Consider the following 22,473-nt stretch of genomic DNA (forward strand, 5'->3'; position numbering starts at 1 on the left):
AGGGGTGACGGTGCATCCGAAGGAGCGACGTCATGAAGTATCTGGTGATGGTCCAGGGCTCGCAGGCCGACTACGAAGCGCTGCGCGGCAAGGCGTCCGCCCACAGCCCGGCCTGGAGCGAGAAGGATGTGCAGGCGATGTTCGCCTTCATGGGCGAGGTCAACAACGACCTGTCCGAGTCCGGTGAGTTCGTCGACGGGAACGGCCTGGCCGAGCCCGCGCAGACCCGCTTCGTCAGCACGGGCGAGGACGGGCGGCCCGTGATCACCGATGGTCCGTACAGCGAGACCAAGGAGCTGCTCGCCGGGTACTGGGTGCTCGACTGCGAGAGCCTGGAGCGGGTCACCGAGATCGCCGCGCGCATCGCGACGTGCCCGGCGCCCGAGGGGGCTCCCCCGTATCCGGTGGTCATCCGGCCGATCGACAGTGGAGGCGATGTGTGAGACGCACGGACGACGTCGAGGACCTGCTGCGCCGGCACGCGCCGCAGGTCCTCGGCGCGCTGGTGCGCCGGTACGGGCACTTCGACCTCGCCGAGGACTCCGTACAGGAGGCGCTGCTCGCCGCCGCCGAGCAGTGGCCCGGGAAAGGGGTCCCGCAGAATCCGCGCGGCTGGCTGATCAAGGTCGCGTCCCGGCGGCTGACGGACCTGCTGCGCAGCGAGGAGGCCCGGCGCAGGCGGGAGGAGACGGCCGCGACGCTCACACCGCGGGACGCCTTCACCGCGCCGCCGCCGGGAGAGAGCCGCGCGCCGTCCGAGGACGACACACTCACGCTGCTCTTTCTCTGCTGCCACCCCGAACTGAGCCCGCCCGCGCAGATCGCGCTGACACTGCGGGCCGTCGGCGGTCTGACAACGGCCGAGATCGCCCGTGCGCATCTGGTGCCGGAGGCGACCATGGCGCAGCGGGTCAGCCGGGCGAAGCAGAAGGTCAAAGGCGTGCCCTTCCGGCAGCCGCGGCCCGAGGACCGTGATCAGCGGCTCGCCGCCGTGCTGCAGGTTCTGTACGTGATCTTCAACGAGGGCTACACGGCGACCTCCGGCTACGCACTGCACCGCTCCGACCTGGCCGGCGAGGCGATCCGGCTGACCCGGGCGGTACGCCGTCTGCTGCCCCGCGAAGGCGCGGTCACCGGGCTGCTCGCGCTCATGCTGCTCACCGAGGCCCGCAGCGAGGCGCGCACCGGACCGCACGGCGAGCTGATCCCGCTCGACGAGCAGGACCGGACCCGCTGGGACCAGGACGCGATCCGCGAGGGGGCTGCCCTGGTCGAGGAGGCCCTGTCGCAGGGGCCGGCCGGTCCGTATCAGCTGCAGGCCGCGATCGCCGCGCTGCACGACGAGGCGAAGCACGCCGAGGACACCGACTGGCCGCAGATCCTTGCCCTGTACAACATCCTGGTGTGCCAGGCGCCCGAGCCGATGGCCGAGCTCGGGCGGGCCGTGGCGGTCGCGATGGTGCGCGGGCCCGAGGCCGGTCTGGCCGAAGTCGCAAAGCTGGAGGGTCAGTTGGCGGGGCACCATCGGCTCGAAGCCGTACGCGCACATTTGCTGGAGAAGGCGGGGGACACGGAAGGGGCGCGCGCCGCCTATCAGTTGGCGGCTCAGCGCACCCTGAGCGTGCCGGAGACCCGGTACCTCCAGATGCGCGCCGCCCGACTGCTTCCCTGAGGGGGCTACTTCGGCGGCAGGCTCCCCGCATACGCATGGCCCTCGTCGATCCATGTACACAGCGAGCCGTCGTTCGCGATCCCGGCCGCGCCGACCGTCACCCAGCCGCGCATCGGCCGGTTGCTGAAGTCGAAGAGCCGTGCGTCTGCCCTGGCCAGGGCGGCATCCGTCGCCTCCGGCCCGACGCGGACGATCAGCTCGTCCCCGATGACCCCGAAGGCCATGTTTCCGCGGTACAGGAACGCCAGGCCGCCGAACATGTGCTTCTCGGCGATGCCGGGATGGGGCCCGATGTGGTCGCGGATGCGCTGAGCCAGTCTCTCGTCGTATGCCATGGCTGCCTCCCGTCCCAGTGTCGATCCGCTGCGCCACTCCCGCGACCAGAGGTCCCGCAAGGTCGTCGAGGCCGCGGCCTGAACTTCAGTTGCACAGCGGTGATATTGCGGGGATTGTTCCATCGATCTTGAGATGTGAAGATGGGCGCATCGCCGCAGGCCGGGACCGAAATCGGGGCTGAAATCAGGCCGGCTGCATGGCGATCTCTCATCTCGCTTCACCACTCGTCGCGGCGCTCTGCCGCGCTGTGCGCCTCGTAGCTCTCGTACGGCCGACTACCGCCCGTCCAGCGGCAGTCCGGCCTCTAGCTGATTCCTTGGGGGGAGTCCACCATGTCCGCTCGCCTTGCCTCTGCCGCCGCGTTCACCGTCGCCGCCGCCGTCGGCGCCACTCTTGTTCCGCTGACAGCCCATGCGGCACCGGTGGGCTCCGGCACGCCGCTCACCATCGAGCTCGGCGCCCCCGCGCCGGCCGGACCGCTGACCCGGGGCGGGGCGAGCGAGACCTTCTCCTTCACGGTGAAGAACTCCTCGGACAAGCCGGTGGACTTCCAGCCGTGGCTGGTCGGCGACACGGACGGGGCGAGCCCGATCGCAGCCTCGCACATCGTCTTCGACGTGCAGCCGGTGAACGCTCCGGCGACCGACGAGTACGTCTCGCAGGAAGGCATCGGCGCGCAGGGCGTGTTCAAGCCGGCGGACAAGAGCAAGGGCTCCTCCTTCTCCGTGCCCGCCAAGGGCGAGCTGAGCTGGAAGATCTCCATCGGACTCGGCAAGAACTTCCCTTCCAACAACGGCAACCTCAAGCTCACCGCCGCTGATCTGGACGAGCACACGAAGCCCGAGCAGGACGACACCGTCGTCTTCGAGACCAGCCCGAAGATCAACGCCGCCCCCGCGGCCATGTGGATGCGTACGGACAAGGACGCACCCATCAAGCCCGGCCTGTGGGGCAACGTCGACCTCTTCCACCAGCTCAAGGGCGACGGCACCTTCGACTCCGACCTGGCGACCACGATCGAGGTCGCCGAGGAGCCCGGTGCCACGGGTGAGATCCCGGAGCTGTCGATCGAGGAGTGGATCGGCAACGGCATGGTGATCAAGGCCGAGAAGGTCCCGGGCGTCCCGAACCGGTGGAAGCTCGGCGACATCCCGAAGAGCTACTTCACCGACAAGGGCAAGCTGCACCGCTACATCCTTCGTGTGCGCGTCCTTGACTTCAAGGGCATCCAGAAGCCGGTCAAGCTCACGCTGCGCGCCTCGACCTCGCTGACCGAGGGCAACACGATGACGTTCCTGGAGGCCGCGGGCCGGATCACCCTCGCCCCCGAGCGCGGCACCACCCCGCCGTCCGCCGAGCCGAGCGCGACCCCGTCCGCCCGGCCCTCCGCCACCCCGTCCGCCACCCCGTCCGCCACTGCGACCCCGTCCGCCTCGGCCTCCGCGGTGGCGGTCGGCGCCAACACCCCGGTCACCACCACCGGCGCCCTGGCCAGCACCGGCTCGTCCAGCACCACCTGGTACGCGGCCATCGCGGCCGTGGCCCTGATCGCGGCCGGTGGCGTGCTCACCGCACTGCGTCTGCGCCGCCGCTGAGTCCGGCCCGTGACGACGCCCGGCACAGCGGTCAGATGCCGGGCGGGGAGTGGAACAGCTGCCGAGCAGCTGTTCCAATCGGTAAATGGATTTGATCTTGCTCCGAATAGCGTAAGGTTGTGTTCACCGACGCGGGGTGGAGCAGCTCGGTAGCTCGCTGGGCTCATAACCCAGAGGTCGCAGGTTCAAATCCTGTCCCCGCTACTGAAAGCAGTGGCCCGGCACTCGAGAAGAGTGCCGGGCCACTGTCGTGTCCGCCCGCCGGGGTTTCGCCCGGTTGGCCGACGGCGAGTCGCCGCGCGGCGCGACTCCGGCCAGCCTGGGAAGGGCGCGGTACCTTCCGCAGCCTGGGCGGACTGGGCAGGAGAGCACTCGTGGGGTACCGAGGACAGCACCGCGGCATCAGCGCTCGCAGCTTTGTCCGCGCGCTGCCCACGCTGTTGATCATCGGCGGTGTCATCTTCGATCTCTCCACCCCGTCCGAGTTCACCGCGTCCCCTCTCTTCGCGGCCGCCCCGCTGATCGCGGCCCCCTTCTTCTCCTGGCTCACCACCCTGCTCACCGGTGTCGCGGCCGTCGCCGCGGTCCTCGGTCTGCACATCTACAACGACACCCTGAACAGCGTCTCGGCCAACACCGAGCTGTTCACCGTGGTCACCGTCGCCGGGCTCGCGCTCATCATCAATCGGGTCGTACTGCTCAGCGGCGAGCGCCTCGCCTCCGCCCGTGTCATCGCCGAGACCGCGCAGCGCGCCGTGCTGCCCACCCCCGCCGAACGGATCGGCGGGCTGCAGGTCGCCGCGCGGTACGAGGCGGCGCAGGCGGACGCCTTCATCGGCGGTGACCTCTTCGCCGTACAGGACACTCCGTACGGGGTGCGCCTGGTGGTCGGCGACGTACGGGGCAAGGGGATGGAGGCGGTCGAGGCGGTGGCAGTGGTCATCGGCGCGTTCCGGGAGGCGGCCGAGCAGGAGGCCACGCTGGAAGGGGTCGCCAAGCGCCTGGAGCGGGCGCTCGCGCGCGAGGGCACCCGGCGGGACAGCCTGGAGATCTTCGAGGAGTTCACCACGGCAGTGATCGCCGAGATCCCGCGCCGCGACGAGATGGTGCGCGTGGTGAACCGGGGCCATCCGGAACCCCTGGTGCTGTACGCCGACGGGAAGGTGCACGCGCTCGAGCCGACCGAGGCCGCGCTGCCGCTGGGCATGGGCGAGCTGAGCGGATGGCCGGACCGTGCGGACTCGTTTCCGCTGCCCGCCGGGGCCACGCTGCTGCTCTACACGGACGGCCTTTCCGAGGCGCGCAACGCGGACGGCGTCTTCTACGACCCGGCCGCGCGGCTCGGCGGTCGGCTCTTTCCCGGGCCGGAGGAGCTGCTGGACGCGCTCGTCGACGACGTACGACTGCATACCGGTGGCGGCTTGACGGACGACCTGGCCCTGCTGGCGGTCAGCCGTCCCGGGCAGGGGCAGCAGGGCCGCCGCAGGATCGTCCCCGTGGTCAGAGGGAAGAGTCAGAGCCAGGGAAGGCCACCAGACCCGCACCGTGTGTAGTCCCCGCACCGTGTGTAGTCGAAGCGCACCCCTCCGCATCACATATGAACCACCGTCAGGTGAAGGTGTGAGAGGAGAGGCGATCAAGTCGCCCGTATCCGGCCGCTTGTGTCCTGGTACGTCCGTGACGAACTCGTTAACGATCACTCGGAACAGCTTGGAATCCGGCCCTGGCTTCTATTAACGTTCGATAACGCAGCGCGGTCGTCCCAGCCGTCGCAAGAGGCGGCACCGTGCGCATGCGCCGAATCCCGCAAGGGAACCGGGGAACCACCAATTGGGGTGAATCGGGCACCTTTTGCCGCTCTTTTCCGCGGTCGAAGCGCTCGTAGGAGACCTTCCTGCTCCGAACCCGTCAGCTAACCCGGTAGGCGAGAAGGAAGGAAAGGAGTACGCCTCAGTGGCGTCCAACACCCCTGCCCCAGAAGCACCCTTCAGGCCCGACTTCTTCAGCGGCGAAGAGGGGGCGGAGCGGGCGTGGGAGGAATGGAACCCCACCGAGGACTCCGTTCGTCCGGTGCGCGGACGGCACCGTGTCGTCAAGCAGCGCGGCGGGCTCGCCCGCAGCTCCACAGTGCTCGGCGTCGGCGTCATCGCCGCGGTCGGCGCGGGCGGCATGGCCACCGCGCAGGACAAGCCGCCGGTCTCCATATCGCTCCCCGACTCGATCACGGACAACCTGCCCGACGCCAAGTCCCTTCCTGGCGTGGGCTCTTTCCTGTCCGACGACTCCTCGGACGCCGACGCCGACAACACCTCCCCGCTCACGGCGGTGACGCTGGCCTCGGACACCGACTCCAAGACCGCTGCCGATGGCGCGGCCGGCGCGGGTGAGGCGCTGCGCGCCCGCATCCTCCAGCAGGCCGAGCAGCAGCAGGCGGAAGCGGACGCCGAGGCGAAGGCGGCCGTGGAGAAGCTTGCGGCCGAGAAGGCCGCGGCTGAGGCGAGGAAGCAGCAGACCGCGGCGGAGGCCAAGGCCGAGGCGGAGAAGCTTGCGGCCGAGAAGGCCGCGGCGGCCAAGGCGGAGGCCGAGCGCCTTGCCAAGCTCGCGGCGAGCTATTCGCTGCCCACCTCCTCGTACACGATCACCTCCACCTTCGGCGAGGCCGGCTCCATGTGGTCCTCGGGCTACCACACCGGCCTGGACTTCGCCGCCCCGACGGGCACGCCGCTCAAGGCGGTCCACAGCGGCACCGTCAAGTCGGCCGGCTGGTCCGGCTCCTACGGCTACCGCACGGTGCTGGAGCTCGATGACGGCACGGAGATCTGGTACGCCCACCAGTCCTCGATCTCGGTCAGCGCGGGCCAGAAGGTGACGACGGGCGAGACGATCGGCCGTGTGGGTGCGACCGGCAATGTGACCGGCCCGCATCTGCACCTGGAGGTCCACACGGCGGGCGGGACGGGCATCGACCCGATGACCTGGCTGCGCGACAAGGGCCTCACCGTCTGACGTTCCGCACTGCTCTGCGCCCCTCGCGCCGTTCGGCGCCTGGGGCGCTGATGCGCGGCGCCGCCCCATGTGCGCGGCGGCAGCCATGCGGGAGGTGGACCCCGTCGGCCGACTGCGGAATGTGGAATAGGTCGCACCGTACCGCTGTTGGTCAACCCATGACTTCTCTCCGTACGTTCGGCTCGTCCGGTATCGCCGTCTTCCCGCTCGCTCTCGGCGGCAATGTCTTCGGCTGGACCGCCGACCAGGCGCAGTCCTTCGCCGTGCTCGACGCGTACACCGCTGCCGGAGGCAACTTCGTCGACACCGCCGACGCCTATTCGGCGTGGGTGCCGGGCAACGAGGGCGGCGAGTCCGAGACCGTCATCGGCAGCTGGCTCGCCGCGCGCCGCAACCGCTCCGAGGTCGTCGTGGCGACCAAGGTCGGCTCCCACCCGCAGTACAGGGGCCTGTCCGGCTCGACCATCAAGGCCGCGGCCGAGGCCTCCTTGCAGCGGCTCGGCACCGACTACATAGACCTGTACTACACGCACTTCGACGACCTGACCGTCCCTGTCGAGGAGATCATCACCGCGCTGGACCAGCTGGTGAAGGAGGGCAAGGTGCGTGCCATCGCCGCCTCCAACCTCAGCGCCGACCGGCTCCGGGCGTCCCTGGAGTTCTCGGAGCGCGAGGGGCTGGCCCGCTACGTCGCGCTGCAGCCGCACTACAACCTGGTCTCCCGGGACAGCTACGAGGGCGACCTGCAGGACACGGCCGCGGCCGCCGGTCTGGCCGCCGCCCCCTACTCCGGGCTCGCGTCCGGCTTCCTCACCGGCAAGTACCGCCCCGGTACGACGGTGGACAGCGCACGGGCCGCGGGCGCGGGCAAGCACCTGAAGAGCGAGCGGGGCGTGCGGGTCCTCGCCGCGCTGGACAAGGTGGCCCGGGCGCGCGGCGTCGAGGTGGCGACCGTCGCGCTCGCCTGGCTGGCCGCGCAGCCGACTGTCGTCGCGCCGATCGCCTCGGCCCGTACGGTCGAGCAGCTGCCGGCCCTGACGGCGGTCGCGGAGCTGGAGCTGACGGCCGTGGAGGTGGCCGAGCTGACGGCGGCGTCGGCGTAGCCCCGCCTGGTGCCCGGCGGGGCGGTGGCCGGCGGCCGGGCCGGTGGCTGCTGTCAGCCGGGCCGCTAGCTGCGGTACGGGTTGTAGCCGCCGTAGTCGCGGTACGGCGGCGGCGTCCACACCCGGCCCGTCGCCTGCGCCGCGTACGTCAGCGCGGGACCCGCGACGTGCTTGCGCTGCCAGAGGTGGTGCAGCAGCTCCTGCTCGCGCGCCACGAAGTCCGGGCCCGCCGCGCCGCGGTGGGCCCGGTGGCGCAGAAAGGCCAGGCTCGTCGCGAACCGCTCGTACTCCGAAACGGCGTGCGCGGCGGCCGGTCCATGCGTACGCCGGGCGACGTCGCGCGCGATCGAACGCGCCCGCATCGAGGACAGGGCGCGCGGTTCGGCCGTCATCAGCCAGCCGGCCGCGGCGTATGCGGGCAACTCCGTCGATATCGTGCGCAGCTCGCGCTGCCGGGTCCAGATCGTCAGCCAGGTCAGCAGCCCGAAGACGGGGACCATGAACGCCCCGTACACGGCGTAGAAGCCGAACGGGCCGAAGAGCGACGACGAGCCGTTCCACAGGGCGTGCATGCCCATCGCCAGGGCGAGGCCGAGCAGCGGCAGCGCGATCCGGCGTATCTTCTGGCGCTGCGCGGCCAGCGCGGCAGCGCCGAAGCCGATGCCGGTCAGCACCGTGAAGAGCGGATGCGCGAACGGCGACATGACCACGCGTACGAAGAAGGTCGCCGCGGTCACCGAGGCGAGGCCGGATGTGCCTATCTCCTGGTCCTCGCCGAAGGCGTTGCCCAGGTAGAGGATGTTCTCGGTGAAGGCGAAGCCGGTCGCGGTGAAGCCGGCCACGACCACGCCGTCGACGATCCCGGTGAAGTCCCGTCTGCGGAAGATGAAGAGGAGCAGGATCGCGGCGGCCTTCGCGCTCTCCTCGATGATCGGGGCTATGACCGTCGCGCCGATGGTGTCCGCGCTTGCCGGGTCGGCGGTGGCGGTCGCTATCCAGCGGGTCGCGAAGGAGTTCGCGATGATCGCGACGAGGGCGGCGGCGAACGCGCCCCAGGCGAACGCGAAGAGGAGGTTCTTCCAGGGGCCCGGTTCGACCCGGTCCAGCCAGGCGAAGGCCGCGGTGAGGAGCGGGACGGGCAGCGTCGCGAGGCCGAGACCGACCAGAAAGCCGTGGGTGCCGGTCTGTTCGCGTACGAGCGCGAGGATGACGAGGCCCGAGAGGGCGAGGAGGGTGATCAGCACCCCTGCCCGGACGGCCTTGCTGTGCCAGAGCCAGGAGGCCCGGCGCGGTTTGTAGCGCCAGCGGGCACGCTCCGGCACGGCGTTGAACAGCGGCTGCTGCTCGAACGCCGGGACCGCCGGATGCGGTGGATGGTGCTGCGGCGACGACTCGGACACCCGACGACCCTAACGAGGGGCACTGACACCTGGCGACGGGCCCGTGGCTCTTCCGGGGCGCTACCGAGGATTACGCGGGACCCAGCGGGCGGCGGAACAGCAGGTCGTGCACCTTGTGGCCCTTGTCCAGGCCCTGTCCTTCGAATCGGGTCAGTGGCCGGAAAGCGGGCCGCGGGGCGTAGCCGCCGTCCTCCTGGGCGTTCTCGAAGTCCGGGTGCGCGGAGAGCACTTCGAGCATCCGTTCGGCGTACTCCTCCCAGTCGGTCGCGCAGTGCAGGACCGCGCCGGGCTTCATGCACGTCGCGGCGAGAGTGAGGAACTCGGGCTGGATCAGCCGCCGCTTGTGGTGCCGCTTCTTGGGCCAGGGGTCGGGGAAGAAGACGCGCAGCCCGTCGAGCGAGGCGGGCGGGAGCATCTCCCGCAGGAGGATGATCGCGTCGCCGTTGGCGACCCGGATGTTGGACAGTCCGTTCCGCTCTGCGAGACCGAGGAGGTTGCCCTGGCCCGGGGTGTGCACATCGACGGCGAGAATCCCGGTGCCCGGGTCGGCTGCGGCCATCTGCGCGGTGGCCTCGCCCATCCCGAACCCGATCTCCAGGACGACCGGCAGACCGCCGAACATCTCGTTCGGGTCGAGGACGCGCTGCCCGTCGATGTCGAGGCCCCAGACGGGCCACAGCCGCTGGAGGGCATCGCCCTGCCCGGCGGTCACCCGGCTGCGCCGCGGCTGGAAGCTGCGGATGCGCCGCTCATGGTGCGACCCGGCGGGATCGGCGACGGGCCCCCCGGGGAAGCGCGGCTCGCTCTTGGCGCGGATGGGGGCCGGGGGGCTGTCGGGGGTGAGGTTACGGAGCTCGGTCACAGTGGGTTGATTCTAACGGGGCGGGGTCCGTGGCCCGGCTCACGCTGTGCCCCGGTGCCGTGTGGCGCGGGGCCCTATCTGCCGCCCGCCCGGGCCAGGGGGCCGTCCGCCAGCGCGGTCAGGGCCCTGCGTGCCACCTCCCTGCCGATCGGCAGCGACGCCGTCGCCGCCGGGGAGGGCGCGTTCAGCACATGGACCGTCCGAGGGGCCTCGCGGATCAGGAAGTCGTCCACCAGCGTGCCGTCCCGCAGCACCGCCTGCGCCCGCACCCCGGCCGCGACCGGTCGCAGATCCTCCTCCGTCACCGCCGGCAGCAGTCTCCGTACGGCCGTCGCGAAAGCCCGCTTCGACAGGGAGCGGCGCAGCTCCCCCGCTCCGTACCGCCAGTGCCTGCGCGCTATCCGCCAGGTGCCCGGCCAGCTCACCGTCCCGGCCAGCTCCCGCGGCCGCACCACCGACCAGCTGTAGCCCTCGCGGGCGAGCGCCGGGACCGCGTTCGGTCCGACGTGGACGCTGCCCTCGACGCCTCGGGTCAGATGCACGCCCAGGAAGGGGAACGCCGGGTCCGGCACCGGGTAGACGAGACCCCGTACGAGATCGGGCCGCGCCAGTTCGTAGTACTCACCCCGGAAGGGCACGATCCGCATCCCCGGGTCGTCGCCCGCCAGCCGTGCGACCCGGTCGCAGTGCAGCCCCGCGCAGTTGACCAGCACCTTTGCCCGGAACACCGCCCCCGACGCGGTGCGCACCGCGACGCCCCAGGCGCGGCGGTCGATCGCGGCCACCTCCTCGCCGCAGCGGATGTCCGCGCCGGACGCGGCCGCCAGCTGTGCCGCCACCGCCCCGAAGTCGCACACCCCGGTCGTCCCGACCCGGATCGCCGCGAGACCCCGCACCTGCGGCTCGTACTCCATGATCTGCGCCGGTCCCAGCTCCCGCACCGGAATGCTGTTCTCCCGGCCGCGCTGGACCAGGGCATGCAGTCGCGGCAGCTCGTCCCGGCCGGTGGCGACGATCAGCTTCCCGGTGACCTGGTGGTCGATGCCGTATTCCGCGCAGAACTTCACCATCTCGGCCGCGCCCCGCACCGCGAACCGCGCCTTCAGCGAGCCCGGCCGGTAGTAGATCCCGCTGTGGATCACTCCGCTGTTCCGCCCGGTCTGGTGCCGCGCGGGTCCGTTCTCCTTCTCCAGGACGATCACCCGGGTGCCGGGAGCCGCGCGCGTGAGGGCATACGCCGTCGACAGGCCGACGATTCCGCCGCCGATCACCAGCACGTCACAGTCGAAGTCCTGCCCGGACGCCGTCACCGCGTCACCTCCCACCCCGATAGTGCACTGGCCCACTGACAAGGCACTTAAACCAGATACATCAGGAGGGTCTGCGCCGCTGCACCCGCTACGCCGGGGCCACCAGCAGCGGCCGGGCCCGCTCCCGCAGCTCGACGACCCGTGGCTCGTCGCCGTACGGCTCCAGCCGGTGCAGCAGATCCCGTACGTACTCCGTGGTACGCGCCGACGAGATCCGTCCCGCGACCTCCACCGCGCGCGTGCCCGCCGCGCACGCGGCGTCCAGGTTCCCCGACTCCAGTTCGGCGACGGCCGACACCACAAGACGCAGCCCGTGCGAGCGCACGAACTCCTCCGTGGGCCGGGACAGCGCCTGCTCGGTGAAGCGGCGCACCTGGCGCGGCGCCTTCAGATCGCGGTAGCACTCGGCGGCGTCGGCCGCGAACCTGTCGTACGAGTAGAAGCCGAGCCAGGACGGGTCGGCATCGCCCTCCCGTGACCGCTCCAGCCAGCCCTCCGCCGACTTCAGCGCGGTCCCCGCGGCCGGCGCGTCGCTCGCCTTTGCGTGCGCCCGCGCCTCGACCAGCCGGAAGAAGCTCATCGTGCGGGCGGTGGCGAGGCCCCGATTGCGTTCGAGTGCCGCCTGGGCCAGGTCCACGCCCTCGTCGGCGAAGCCGCGGTAGGTCGCCTGCAGCGACATCGAGGCCAGCACATAGCCGCCCAACGGGACGTCCGCGGCGGCCCGGGCCAGTCGCAGCGCCTGGATGTAGTAGCGCTGCGCCGCCTCCTGCTGCCCGGTGTCGAAGGCCATCCACCCGGCCAGCCTGGTCAGCTCGGCGGTGGCGCCGAACAGCGCCCGGCCCACTTCGTCCGAATACGACCCGAGGAGCAGTGGGGCCGCGTCCACCCGCAGGCACTCGGGCACCATCGACGAACGCCAGTCCCCGCCGCCGTACTTGGAGTCCCAGCGGCGTGCGTCCTCGGCAGCCTCTCTCAGCTTCGCCACATCGGTGTGACCCACCCGGGCGGGCGCGTCCTCCGCCGTGGCGATGTCGAGGGATCGCTCGACCGAGGAGTCGGCGGGGGTTATCAGCCAGCGGGACGCGGGCGTGGCGTAAGCGCTCACTGCGAAAGAACCGGCCAGCGACTGCCAGATGCCCCCGCTGCCCGCCCGTCGCCCGGCCAGATCCAGGCGGTAGAGCTCGGTGGCCGATTTCACCGCCTCGCCCACGTCGCGCGGGAAGGCGAGCCCGACTTCAGGGGCCGGGTCGGCGTCCGCCAGACCGATCTCGTGCAGCGGCACCGGACGGCCCAGTTTGGCGCCGATCGCGGCGGCGATGAGATGGGGCGCGGCGCCCTGCGGCACCATGCCCTTCGACACCCACCGCGCCACCGACGTCTTGTCGTAGCGAAGGGTCAGACCGCGCTGCGCGCCTAGGTCGTTGACCCGCCGGGCGAGGCCGGCGTTGCTGATTCCCGCGAGGGCGAGAACGGTGCCGAGCTTTTCGTTCGGCCCGCGTTGCTCCCTGGACATGCGCCACCCCTCGACACGCAGACGGCCGCCGCGTCGCTGGCTGGGCGCACGGCATTCGTGCTGAGTTCCCCCCGGTGAACGGCTTCCGGGTCCCGGCTGCAAAGGCGTCTGGCCGAGCCCTTCGGAATATGCGCCCCCCGTGGAGAACATCAGTAAACACAGCGTAGTTCGCCGCATCCCGACCGTTAAGAGGCGGTCTTCCGGATGGCGAGATTGTTGTGCGCTGGAACAGACGGGCGACGGACGGGGTGTCGACGCCGTGCCCCCGGGCGTGCTCCCTGCATGTGGCCGTGCGCCCGTCCGTGCGCTCTGGCCTCGCAGGTCGGGGAGCGCTTCCATGAGTCCTGCGTGGGTCGGCCCACTGCGTACTGGAACCAGTGGGCTGGGGGACACCGCCGCCTCAATCCCCGCGGGCGGCGGACCGGTCCGGGAGGCGAACAGCGCCTCCCGGACTGTGGTTGTGCCCGGGCGGGGGACGGCCGGCAGGCCCGCAGAATGGCCGAATGCCGACTGTCCTCGGTGTCCCTTTTGGGCATGTGTAAGCATCGGCGGTCCGCTTCACCGGCTCCTGGACCGTCGTCAAATCGCCAATGCCAGGGGCGCGTTCCCTTTTTGCGCGCGCTACCCGGAGAGCCTCCTGTGCGCCGCCTTCGTGGCAGCATGTTCCCGAGCGGCCATCGTCGCCCGGGATTCCGGGCGGCCCGGGCCCCGGTTCGTCCACAGCCTGTGGAGGCGGCGATGCGGTGGTTGGTGGGGTGGAGCAGTATCGCCGCAAACTTCGGTACGGCCGGGGCGGTGGGCACCTCCGGCGAGGGCCGCACCGTTCACCCCGTCGGCTCCCAACTCCTGTGGGGCGACCCGGATCCGCTCTGGGCCGTCGGCGACTGGCGCCCCGACGAGGTACGCATCGTCACCGTCGACGCTCCCGCTCGCTCCGCCGGGGCGACCCCCATCACCAGGCTCGCCGTCCTGGGCTGCTGCGCGGCCAGTGACGAAGAGTTGCGGGTGGGTCTTTTCGCGGCGCGCGGTGGGGCGCTGCGGCATCTGACCGCATGGGCCGGCAGCTATACGGCCGTGGTGCAGGTCGGCCGCCGGATCACGATAGTCGGTGATCTGGCCGGGGCGAGACCCGTCTTCCACACCCCTTGGGCGAACGGCACCGCGTACGCCACCGCGGCACTGCCGCTCGCCGATCTCATCGAAGCGCAGCTGGACATCGGGCACTTGGCGGCGCTGCTCGCCTGCCCGGAGACACCGGAGGCGCTGCACGACTCGACTCCGTACGCCGGTGTGAAGCGCGTCCCGCCGGGGCACGCGCTGATCCTGCGCGAGGGCTCGCGCGAGATCGCCGGGTACGAGCCGGTGGCATCGCTCGCCGTCGCCGGACCGCAGATCGAGGCGGAGCGCGCGGTGGACGGCGTGCGGGAGGCACTGGTCGATGCGGTACGAGCCAGGCTCACCGCGCCCCGGCACGCGCCCGAGACACTGCCGACGGATCCCGGGCCGGTCCCCGGGATGGGGCCCGCCGAACGGCGCGCGGCCCGGGGCGCCCCGGCTCCCGGCATCGGCGCCGACCTCTCCGGCGGCAGCGCTTCGGGCACGCTGGCGCTGCTGGCCGCGGGGCTGCCGGGGGTGCCGGGCACGGTGCTCGGCCATGGCACGGGCGCGGGGGAGCGGCTGCTCGCGGTCACCTTCAACGACCTGACGACCCGCGGGCACGAGGCCGAGCTGGAACGGGCGCGCACGATCGCGGCGAATCCTCGGCTGCACCATGTGGTGGTCGCGGCGGGGGAGGAAGGGCTGCCGTACGCGGCCCTGGACGCCGGGCCGCTGACGGACGAACCGGCACCGTCCCTCGTCACGGCCGAACGCCACCGAAGCCGACTGGCGGCCGGTAGCGCCGACCACTTCACCGGGGCGGGCGCGCGACAGGTCCTGGACGCGCATCCGGCGCGCCTCGCCGACCTGCTCCTCGACCGGCGGCGGCGCCATCTGCTGCGGCCGGCCGCGGCGCTGGCGCGGGCGGAGGGCCCTTCACCGCAGTCGCTGTTCATCCCGGTGACGGTGTACCGGGCGGCGCGGCGGCTGGCCCGTACGCCGTATCGCACCGGCCTCGAGACGGCGGCCGACCGCCTGCTGGACGCGAACCGTCCGGCGGCCCGCCTGCTGGACGGCCCGCTGAGTGCGTCACTGGCCGCGCTGACGTGGTCGAGGCCGGGGCCCGCGGCGCGCTGGCTCACGGGTGAGGCACTCGCTGAAGTATCGGTTCGCCTGACGGAGGCGGCGACGCGGCCGACATCGGTGCAGCGCCCCGGTGAGGCCCGCGCGCGTGCGGCGTTGACCCGCCATGCGTCGGACCAGCGGATCCTGGAACAGGCCGCGGAGGTCCGCAGCCAGCGGCTGCACGCGCCCTTTCTGGACAACCAGGTCGTACGGGCCTGCCGCGACCTCCCCGAATCCTTGCGGGTCCGCCCGGGCGCCCGCGCGGAAATCCTCCGCACGGTCCTGGCGGGCGCGGGCATCCATGACCTCCCACCGGGGTGGGGCGCGACGACCCACGCTCCGTCGACGGCAGCGGCGAGGGCGGGCCTGCGGGCGTCCCTGCCGTACCTGTTGGCCCTGTTCGACGCGCCCTTGCTGGCGGACGCGGGCCTGGTGGAGGCCCGCGTGGTCCGCAAGGCCCTCCGCGCGGCCTCGGAGGGCGAACCGGTCCCGCTGGACGGCCTGGCGGACCTGATCTCCACGGAACTGTGGCTCCGGAGGCTGCTCTCGCGCCGGGGTACGTGCTGGACGGGCACAGCGGCACCGCGCCAACGGGCGGTGGCGGGAGGGGTTCCCCCGAAGAGAACGCTTCAGGCGTAGGCCCTGCGGGGGTGTCCGGGGCATGGGTGCGGGTTCCGTTGCGCGGTCCCGGGCGTCCGCGGGGTGCGGCTTCCGGGTTCGCCCGCGAAACCCGCTACCGGCAGCAACCACCAACGTCCCCTGGCCCACGGCAACCACGAACCTGAGTGACTTCCACCAACGTCCCCTGGCTCACGGCAACCACGAACCTGAGTGACTTCCACCAACGTCCCCTGGCTCACGGCAACCACGAACCCCGTGACATGGAGAAACACCCCCGCACGCACCCCCGTCCCCCGTCCACAATGACCCCGTGCGCTATCTCATCCTCGGCGTCACCGCCGCCCGCGACGAGCACGGTGGCGAGCTCCCCCTCCGCGGAGCCCGCCTCCGTCGGCTGCTCGCCGCCCTCGCGCTGCGGGCCGGCCGCCCGGTGCCCGTCGGCGAACTCGTCGACGACGTATGGGGCGGCGACGAGCCGCACGACGCCCCCGCCGCACTCCAGGCCCTCGTCGGCCGCCTCCGCCGCACCCTCGGCAAGGACGCCGTCCGGAGCGCCCCCGGCGCCTACCGCCTGGCCGCCGCCAAGGACGACGTCGACCTGTATGTCTTCGAGGCGCTCACCCACCGGGCCGCCGCCCAGGACCCCGAGACCGCCGCAGGCACGCTCCGTACCGCCCTCGCCCTCTGGCGCGGCCCCGCGCTCGCCGACCTGCCCGACGGGGAGTACGGCGCACGTCCCGAGGCCCTGCGGCTCGCCGCGCTTCAGCAGCGGATCGAGGCCGATCTGAGGCGCGAGGCCACCAGCGCACTCGTACCGGAGCTGCAGGGGCTCACCGCCGCGCACCCGTACCACGAGCCATTCCGCGCGCTACTCATCCGCGCCCTGCGCGCCGAGGGCCGCCAGGCCGACGCCCTTGTCGCGTACGAAGAGGCCCGCCGCGCGCTCGCGGACGGCCTCGGAGCCGACCCCGGGCCCGAACTGACAGCTCTGTACACAGAGTTGCTCAAGGCCCCCACCGCCCCGACCACACCCGCTGCAAGTGAGCGCGGCAACATTCGCCCCCGCCTCACCTCCTTCGTCGGCCGCGACAGCGAACTGATCGCCATCGGCGCCGACCTGACCCGCTCCCGTCTCGTCACTCTCACCGGCCCCGGCGGCTCCGGAAAGACCCGCCTCGCCGAGGAGGCCGCCCCCGCCGCCGCCCCCGAAGGCGCATGGCTCGTCGAGCTCGCTCCCCTCGACGACCCCGACGCGCTCTCCGGCGCCGTACTCTCCGCCCTCGGTCTGCGCGAGACCGCGCTCATCGTCCGCGAGGGCCAGCCGCTGCCCGCCGCCGCCCCCGCCGACCGGCTGGTCGAGCACCTCGGAGGCAGCGCCCTCCTCCTCGTACTCGACAATTGCGAGCACCTCATCGACGCGGCCGCCGAACTCGCCGAGCGGCTCCTCACCCGCTGCCCACGCCTGCGCATCCTGGCCACCAGCCGGGAACCGCTGGGCATCCCGGGCGAGTTGGTGCGCCCGGTGGACCCGCTGCCGGACCCCAAGGCCCTGCAACTGCTCGCGGACCGCGGCACGGCCGCCCGGCCCGGTTTCCGCGTCGAGGACGACCGGGACGCCGCGGCGGAGATCTGCCACCGCCTCGACGGGCTCCCGCTCGCCATCGAACTCGCCGCCGCCCGGCTGCGGATGTTCACACCCCGCCAGATCGCCGACCGGCTCGACGACCGCTTCCGCCTCCTGACCGGCGGAAGCCGCACCGTACTGCCGCGCCAGCAGACGCTCAGAGCGGTCGTCGACTGGTCCTGGGACCTACTGGAGGACACCGAACGCACCCTGCTGCGACAGCTCGCCGTCTTCGCCGGCGGCTGGGACATCGCCGCCGCCGAGGCCGTCTGCGGCAATGCGGCGGAACACCTCGGCGCGCTCGTCGACAAGTCACTCGTCACCGCCACCCCCACGGACGGCGGTGAGATGCGCTACCGGCTGCTGGAGACCATCCACGAGTACGCGACCGAGCGCGCCGCCGAGACGCCGGACATCCGGGACGCCGCGGCCCGCGCGCACACCGCCTGCTTCGCCGCCCTCGTCGAGGAGGCCGACCCGCGCCTGCGCTCCGCCGACCAGCTCCCCTGGATCGCCCGGCTCGAAGCCGACCTCGACAACATCCGCGCCGCCCTGCACCGCACCGTCGTCGAGACCCGCGACGAAGCGTCCGCGCTGCGACTGACCTTGGGGATGGGCTGGTTCTGGTGGCTGCGCAACTACCGCCCCGAGGGCCTGTCCTGGGTGGAGCGCACCGTGGCCCTCGGCCCGGAGCCGTCGGGCGAGAACGACCCCCGTTACTGGCCCCGGATGCATCTGCGCATGCTGGAGTTCTTCCTCGCCCTGGAGAGCCGCGGGTCCGAGCGGCTGCGCACCGACGCGGACACCATGGCGTTGCTGCGCCGGGTGCGGGAGGCCTTCAGCCGGCCGGGCCCCGAGTCCGCCCGCTTTCCCGGACTGCTGTGGCCGATGACGGCCTTCCTCACCGACGACATGGCGGGCATCCGAGTGCTGCTGGAGGCCGCTGTCGCCAACTGCCTGGCGTACGGCGGCGAGTGGGAGTACGGCGCCATGCTGATGTTCCGTACCCATCTGGTCGTCGACATGCCGGGCGGCATGCCCGGCGTCGACGATGACCTGGTCCTGCTGCGGGCGCTGAGCCGCCGCGTCGGCGACCGCTGGATGCGCGCTCAGACGGCGAGTGCCGCGGCCGAGGCGGGGATGATGCGCGGCAGGTACGACGAGGCCAGGGCCGCCTACGAGGAGGCACTGGCTCTCGCCCGCGAGGTCGGCGCGCACGCGGAGGCGCCGTTCCTCATCGCCCGCCTCGCCGAACTCGCCTTCCGGGCCGGCGACACGGCCGCCGCCGACAAGGGCTTCGACGAGGCGGAGGAGGTGGCGGAGCGCTACAAGGTCCAGGACACCCGCTCCTACCTCCGCCTCATGCGCGCCACCGTCGCCCTGCACCGCGGCGCGTACGCCGAGGCCCGGAGACGGCTCGAGGAGCCCCGCAGTCTCAATGACACCTCGCCGGTGCACTTCGAAGTGGCAGTCGAAGCGCTCGACGCCCGGCTCTCCGCGTACGAACCGGCAGGTCCTCCGGCTGCCGTACGGGGTCTGGCGGCGGCTCTCCGCAAGGCGTGGGAGGCCCGGTGCGCGGAGTTCGTCACGGCACACGTCGCCGACAGCGCCGCGGCCGTACTTCCCCTGACCGGTCAATTCCCGCTGTCCGTACGGCTCGTGGCCGCGGCCGACGCCTGGCGCGGGGACATCCCCCGCTCCGTGCCGGAGGAGAAGGCGGCCGAGGTGATACGGACGCGTGCCCGCGCGGAGCTGGGAAACGAGCGGTACGAGGCCGAGCGTGCGGCGGGCCGCGACCTCACCGTCCCCCAGGCCGTCGGCCTGCTGGAGACGGCGGCCGAGGCGGCTGCCGGGGAAGGTCGCGCAGGGCAGGTAGGTCCGGCAGGTCGAGCAGGCGGGTAGATGGGCAGGGCGGGCAGGTCGGCAGGTCGAGCAGGCGGGTGGGCCACCGGCAGGGCGGGCCGGTGGCCGGCGGCCGGGGTTCGGTCAGCCGCAGGTGAGTTGCGATTGGGCCCAGTTTCCGAGCACCGCCGAGTCGGACGGCGTCTGCGGCTCCACGACCAGCCGGATCGTCTTGCGGCCGGCGAGCGACACATGCACCGGCACAGCCGCGTCCCCGCCGCGCATGACCGGGGACCGCCACAGCCGACTGCCGTCCCCGTACACGGAGAAGCGCACCGCGCCCCGGACCGGCGTCAGGTTGTCGACCCCGACCAGCGCGTCATAGGCGGAGCAGCGGCGGTTGAGGTCGATGGTCACGGAGGCCCTGGCGTACATGCTCACCCCGTGTCCGTACCGGATGCCGGCGATCGACATGCCCGAGCGCTGCCAGAGCCAGCTGCTCCCGGCGATCCGCACCTCGGGCCCGGTGTGGTCGCCGAACAAGCCGAACTCCAGCCGACTGACCAGGTAGACGCGCGAGGCCGAAGAACGCGGCGGCGGGGTGGGCCTCGGCTTCTCGGGCGGCTCGGTCGCGGGCGGGGCAGGCTGCTCGGGCGCGGGTGCGCCGGGCGGTTCGGGGACGGGTGCGCCGGGCGGTTCGGGAGCAGGTCTGACCGGCGACTCGGGCGTGGGAGTCGGCTGGGCAGGCTGTGGCGTGGGCTTCGGGGCCAGGTCGGGCGAGGGCTGCTTCGGCGGCGGGGTCGGCTCCGGCGCGGGCGGGGCGGCAGGGGGCTTCGGCGCAGGCGGGGCCGGGGGCTTCGGCTTCGGTGACGGCGTGGGCTCCTCCGGCACGGCGGGCTGCGCGGCCGGGGGCTTCGCCTCCGTGGGCGCGGGCTCGGGGTCGCCCGGGAGCGCCCAGACAAGACCGGCGGCCGCCGCGACGGCCAGCCCCGCCGCGATCCCGGCCTTCGCCGGGGCGCCCAGTCCCTCCGACGCTGCGACCCCGCCGCCCGCACCCGCGGTGGCGCCCGACGCACCGCCTGCCCCGGCGGCGGCCGCGCCCGTACCCGCCGCGCCCGCGACACCGCCGGCCACGAGCCCCGCGGCCTTGAGCGAGTACCCGGCGGCGAACCAGCCGATGACCGCGACCGGCAGCAGCGCCGGAATCCCGGCGTTGACATGCGCCAGCTCGCCCGCGGCCAGCCGGCACTTGGCGCACTCCTCCAGATGCTTGCGCAGCCCCCGCTCGGCGCGCATGCGCAGACCCCCGCGGGCGTACGCCCCCAGCCGGTCGGCATAGCGGGCGCAGTCGCCTCCGGAGGTGAGCGCCGAGCTCACATGGGCCTGCAGATAGGCCTGCTTGAGGGCCTCGCGGGCCCGGCTTGCCAGCACCGCCGTCGCGTTGGCGGTCAGCCCGAACAGCGGCGCGACCTCGCTCGGCGACTCCTCCTCGACCGTGGTGTGCCAGAGCACCGCCTGCCACCGCTCGGGCAGCGAGCGGAAGGCCTGCATGGCCAGCGACTGCTCGGCCTCGTGCATGGCGCGCACATCGGCCCCCGGATCGAGGGCGTCGTCGTGCGCGGCGTCCGAGCTGCGGGCGGCATCCGCGGCGAACACCGCGAAGTCATCGACCAGTTGCTCCCGCTTTGCGGTCTTCGTCCACGCGGCAGCGACGCGCCGGACCGTCGTGAGCAGATACGCCCGCACCGCGTGCTCGGGCCCCGAGCCCCCGCGCACCGCCTGCAGCGTCCGCGCGAACACCTCGGCCGTCAGGTCGTCGGCGGTGTGCGCATCCCGGCAGCAGGTGCGCGCATAGCGGCGGACGGAGCCGGAGTGACGGCGGAACAGCTCTTCGTAGGCACTGTCGTCGCCGCTCCGCATGCGCTCGATCAACTCGGCGTCGGACGGCGGCAGCTCGCGCGGCGCCGGTAAGGAGTCAGAGCTCCCACCCTCGCGCTGCGACGGCACCGCATGCTCAACCGCACCAGCCGGACCCGAGCCACCCGACACCCCGGAGAGCCCACTGGGCCCGCCTTGGCTCGGCACCTGCCGAGAGGGCAACCCAGCCGCCTCCGTACCGCTGGTACCCCCAGTACCGCTGGTACCGCGCGTACCGCCGAGTGAGTCGTCCTGACCGTCACCGCTCATCGCGGAAGCCCCCGTAAGCACCCTCAGTCCCGAACACCGGGCAAGACTGCCACAGAGAACCGACGCACCGAACCCTCTGGCACGGGTAACCACTCGTCCGGGGAGGATTCCCGCATCCGAGCCCTACTCGTCACTCCTTCGGGAAGGCTCAACCTGTCTTACCCGGAAGTCAGTTGGCCACCGGAGCAGCGCTGCGGTGAGGTGCGTGGACCGGAACGGGGCCTATGCGGACCGCGGCCGCAGCCCCTCCAGCAGGATGTCGAGCAGCCGGGCCGAAGCCGCCGCCTGCTGCGCCGCGTCCGGCAGTGACGGCGCGGCCGTGGCTATCACCAGCAGCACGTCCGCCACGGTCACATCGCCGCGCAGCTCACCCGCCGCCCGCGCCCGGTCGACCAACTGCCCCACGACCTCGAGCAGATCCGCCGCACCCGCGTCGTCCTGCTCCTCGGCCGGCACCGTGCGCGGCCCAACCACCCGCAGATCGGGCTGTGAGCCGACCCGCTGCTGCGGCACCCGCGCCTCGTCCCGTACGACGGCGGTCGGCTCCTCCGGCTCCACGCCCACCCGCAGCACCTGCGGCGGCAGCAGCCGTCCCGCGCCCGATGCCACCGACGTACGCAGGAAACGGGAGAGCGCCGACCACGGCTCCTCCTCCTGCCCCAGAGCGGCACGCGCCTGCTCGGTGAGCCGGGAGGTCTCCTCCTCGGCTATCCGCCGCACCAGCACGTCCTTGCTCGGGAAGCGGCGGTACACCGTCCCGACGCCGACCCTGGCCCGGCGCGCCACGTCCTCCATCGGCGCGCCGTACCCCAGCTCGCCGAAGACCTCGCGAGCCGCCCTCAGCACATGCTCGAGGTTGCGCTGTGCGTCCACCCGGAGTGGCGCCGAGCGGCTGACCCCGCCCGATCCCGCCTGTCCGTTCCCGTCAGCTGTCGAAGCCGGTGAGACGGCAGCCTGCCAATGCGAATCCTGAATGGTCATACGTGTTCCCCCGGTCATGATGTCTCCCCCCGGAGACCCCTGGTCGTGACGTCTCCCCCCGGAGACCTCCCCACCCTGCCTGCCGGGCGCACCTCGGCCAAAGCACCCCGACGAGGTACGAACATAGTTGAGCCAGGGTCAATTCAGAAGAGGGTAGTTCCGCACGGAGCGCCCCCCGATCGGAGCAAGGACCGGAAC

Annotated in this window: 15 protein-coding genes, 1 tRNA gene and 1 riboswitch; of the genes, 9 read left to right on the forward strand and 7 right to left on the reverse strand. The window is 72.3% G+C overall.

From position 1 onward, the window contains the following. The first annotated feature begins 32 nt into the window (after positions 1–32). Both OG729_RS20960 and OG729_RS20965 read left to right on the forward strand, forming a co-directional pair. Positions 33–443: a YciI family protein gene (locus OG729_RS20960; RefSeq protein WP_360873217.1), complete on the forward strand. Its 411-nt coding sequence runs from the start codon at positions 33–35 to the stop codon at positions 441–443. Continuing rightward, positions 440–1,672 carry an RNA polymerase sigma factor gene (locus OG729_RS20965; RefSeq protein ID WP_405807621.1) on the forward strand — a complete coding sequence of 411 codons (1,233 nt, stop codon included), beginning with the start codon at positions 440–442 and terminating at the stop codon, positions 1,670–1,672. The genes OG729_RS20960 and OG729_RS20965 overlap by 4 nt, the downstream gene beginning before the upstream one ends. A gap of 5 nt (positions 1,673–1,677) precedes the next feature. Here the strand turns inward: OG729_RS20965 and OG729_RS20970 are convergent, their stop codons facing one another. Further along, a complete protein-coding gene (locus tag OG729_RS20970) occupies positions 1,678–2,007 on the reverse strand; it encodes a TfoX/Sxy family protein (RefSeq protein ID WP_405807623.1) in 330 nt (109 codons plus the stop codon). 333 nt (positions 2,008–2,340) lie between these two features. Between OG729_RS20970 and OG729_RS20975 the strand changes: the two genes are divergently transcribed. The 5 genes from OG729_RS20975 to OG729_RS20995 all read left to right on the forward strand — a co-directional run bounded on the left by OG729_RS20975 (position 2,341) and on the right by OG729_RS20995 (position 7,712). Continuing rightward, complete coding sequence (locus OG729_RS20975; protein ID WP_405807625.1) at positions 2,341–3,603, forward strand: LPXTG cell wall anchor domain-containing protein; 1,263 nt, start codon at positions 2,341–2,343, stop codon at positions 3,601–3,603. Between the two features lie 130 nt (positions 3,604–3,733). After that, positions 3,734–3,807: transfer RNA gene (locus OG729_RS20980), tRNA-Met, on the forward strand. 170 nt (positions 3,808–3,977) lie between these two features. Continuing rightward, positions 3,978–5,156, forward strand: a complete 1,179-nt coding sequence (locus OG729_RS20985) for a PP2C family protein-serine/threonine phosphatase (protein ID WP_405807626.1) — start codon at positions 3,978–3,980, stop codon at positions 5,154–5,156. Positions 5,157–5,388: 232 nt separating this feature from the next. Then, a riboswitch (cyclic di-AMP (ydaO/yuaA leader) is annotated at positions 5,389–5,545 on the forward strand. A gap of 11 nt (positions 5,546–5,556) precedes the next feature. Beyond that, on the forward strand, positions 5,557–6,609 hold the full coding sequence (locus tag OG729_RS20990) for a M23 family metallopeptidase (RefSeq protein WP_360873230.1): 1,053 nt from the start codon (positions 5,557–5,559) through the stop codon (positions 6,607–6,609). A 158-nt stretch (positions 6,610–6,767) separates the two neighbouring features. Then, complete coding sequence (locus OG729_RS20995; protein ID WP_405807628.1) at positions 6,768–7,712, forward strand: aldo/keto reductase; 945 nt, start codon at positions 6,768–6,770, stop codon at positions 7,710–7,712. 65 nt (positions 7,713–7,777) lie between these two features. On the opposite strand, the gene OG729_RS21000 is transcribed toward OG729_RS20995, so the two are convergent. The 4 genes from OG729_RS21000 to OG729_RS21015 all read right to left on the reverse strand — a co-directional run bounded on the left by OG729_RS21000 (position 7,778) and on the right by OG729_RS21015 (position 12,797). Next, positions 7,778–9,112, reverse strand: a complete 1,335-nt coding sequence (locus tag OG729_RS21000) for a PrsW family intramembrane metalloprotease (RefSeq protein WP_405807629.1) — start codon at positions 9,110–9,112, stop codon at positions 7,778–7,780. A gap of 70 nt (positions 9,113–9,182) precedes the next feature. After that, complete coding sequence (gene trmB / locus OG729_RS21005; protein WP_405807631.1) at positions 9,183–9,974, reverse strand: tRNA (guanosine(46)-N7)-methyltransferase TrmB; 792 nt, start codon at positions 9,972–9,974, stop codon at positions 9,183–9,185. 74 nt (positions 9,975–10,048) lie between these two features. Further along, a complete protein-coding gene (gene lhgO / locus OG729_RS21010; protein ID WP_405807632.1) occupies positions 10,049–11,284 on the reverse strand; it encodes an L-2-hydroxyglutarate oxidase in 1,236 nt (411 codons plus the stop codon). An 88-nt stretch (positions 11,285–11,372) separates the two neighbouring features. Continuing rightward, positions 11,373–12,797 carry an MFS transporter gene (locus OG729_RS21015; RefSeq protein ID WP_405807634.1) on the reverse strand — a complete coding sequence of 475 codons (1,425 nt, stop codon included), beginning with the start codon at positions 12,795–12,797 and terminating at the stop codon, positions 11,373–11,375. A 738-nt stretch (positions 12,798–13,535) separates the two neighbouring features. Here OG729_RS21015 and OG729_RS21020 point away from each other — a divergent pair. Then, positions 13,536–15,659 (forward strand): asparagine synthase-related protein, encoded by a 2,124-nt coding sequence (locus OG729_RS21020; RefSeq protein ID WP_405807636.1) that lies wholly within the window; start codon positions 13,536–13,538, stop codon positions 15,657–15,659. A gap of 292 nt (positions 15,660–15,951) precedes the next feature. Next, positions 15,952–19,167 (forward strand): ATP-binding protein, encoded by a 3,216-nt coding sequence (locus tag OG729_RS21025; protein ID WP_405807638.1) that lies wholly within the window; start codon positions 15,952–15,954, stop codon positions 19,165–19,167. Positions 19,168–19,251: 84 nt separating this feature from the next. Here the strand turns inward: OG729_RS21025 and OG729_RS21030 are convergent, their stop codons facing one another. Both OG729_RS21030 and OG729_RS21035 read right to left on the reverse strand, forming a co-directional pair. Beyond that, entirely contained in the window at positions 19,252–21,294 is a 2,043-nt protein-coding gene (locus tag OG729_RS21030; RefSeq protein WP_405807639.1) for a sigma-70 family RNA polymerase sigma factor, read from the reverse strand. A 222-nt stretch (positions 21,295–21,516) separates the two neighbouring features. Further along, positions 21,517–22,275: a helix-turn-helix domain-containing protein gene (locus OG729_RS21035; protein WP_360873256.1), complete on the reverse strand. Its 759-nt coding sequence runs from the start codon at positions 22,273–22,275 to the stop codon at positions 21,517–21,519. Positions 22,276–22,473: the final 198 nt, after the last annotated feature.

The sequence above is a fragment of the Streptomyces sp. NBC_00210 genome (genome assembly GCF_045160975.1).
Lineage (GTDB): Bacteria > Actinomycetota > Actinomycetes > Streptomycetales > Streptomycetaceae > Streptomyces.

What these genes read in the sequence shown, in the direction of transcription:
- OG729_RS21035 (WP_360873256.1), bottom strand. Translation starts at nt 22,275, where the DNA reads ATGACCATTCAGGATTCGCATTGGCAGGCTGCCGTCTCACCGGCTTCG.
- OG729_RS20970 (WP_405807623.1), bottom strand. Translation starts at nt 2,007, where the DNA reads ATGGCATACGACGAGAGACTGGCTCAGCGCATCCGCGACCACATCGGG.
- OG729_RS20960 (WP_360873217.1), top strand. Translation starts at nt 33, where the DNA reads ATGAAGTATCTGGTGATGGTCCAGGGCTCGCAGGCCGACTACGAAGCG.
- OG729_RS21015 (WP_405807634.1), bottom strand. Translation starts at nt 12,797, where the DNA reads ATGTCCAGGGAGCAACGCGGGCCGAACGAAAAGCTCGGCACCGTTCTC.
- OG729_RS21030 (WP_405807639.1), bottom strand. Translation starts at nt 21,294, where the DNA reads ATGAGCGGTGACGGTCAGGACGACTCACTCGGCGGTACGCGCGGTACC.
- OG729_RS20995 (WP_405807628.1), top strand. Translation starts at nt 6,768, where the DNA reads ATGACTTCTCTCCGTACGTTCGGCTCGTCCGGTATCGCCGTCTTCCCG.
- OG729_RS21020 (WP_405807636.1), top strand. Translation starts at nt 13,536, where the DNA reads ATGCGGTGGTTGGTGGGGTGGAGCAGTATCGCCGCAAACTTCGGTACG.
- OG729_RS20975 (WP_405807625.1), top strand. Translation starts at nt 2,341, where the DNA reads ATGTCCGCTCGCCTTGCCTCTGCCGCCGCGTTCACCGTCGCCGCCGCC.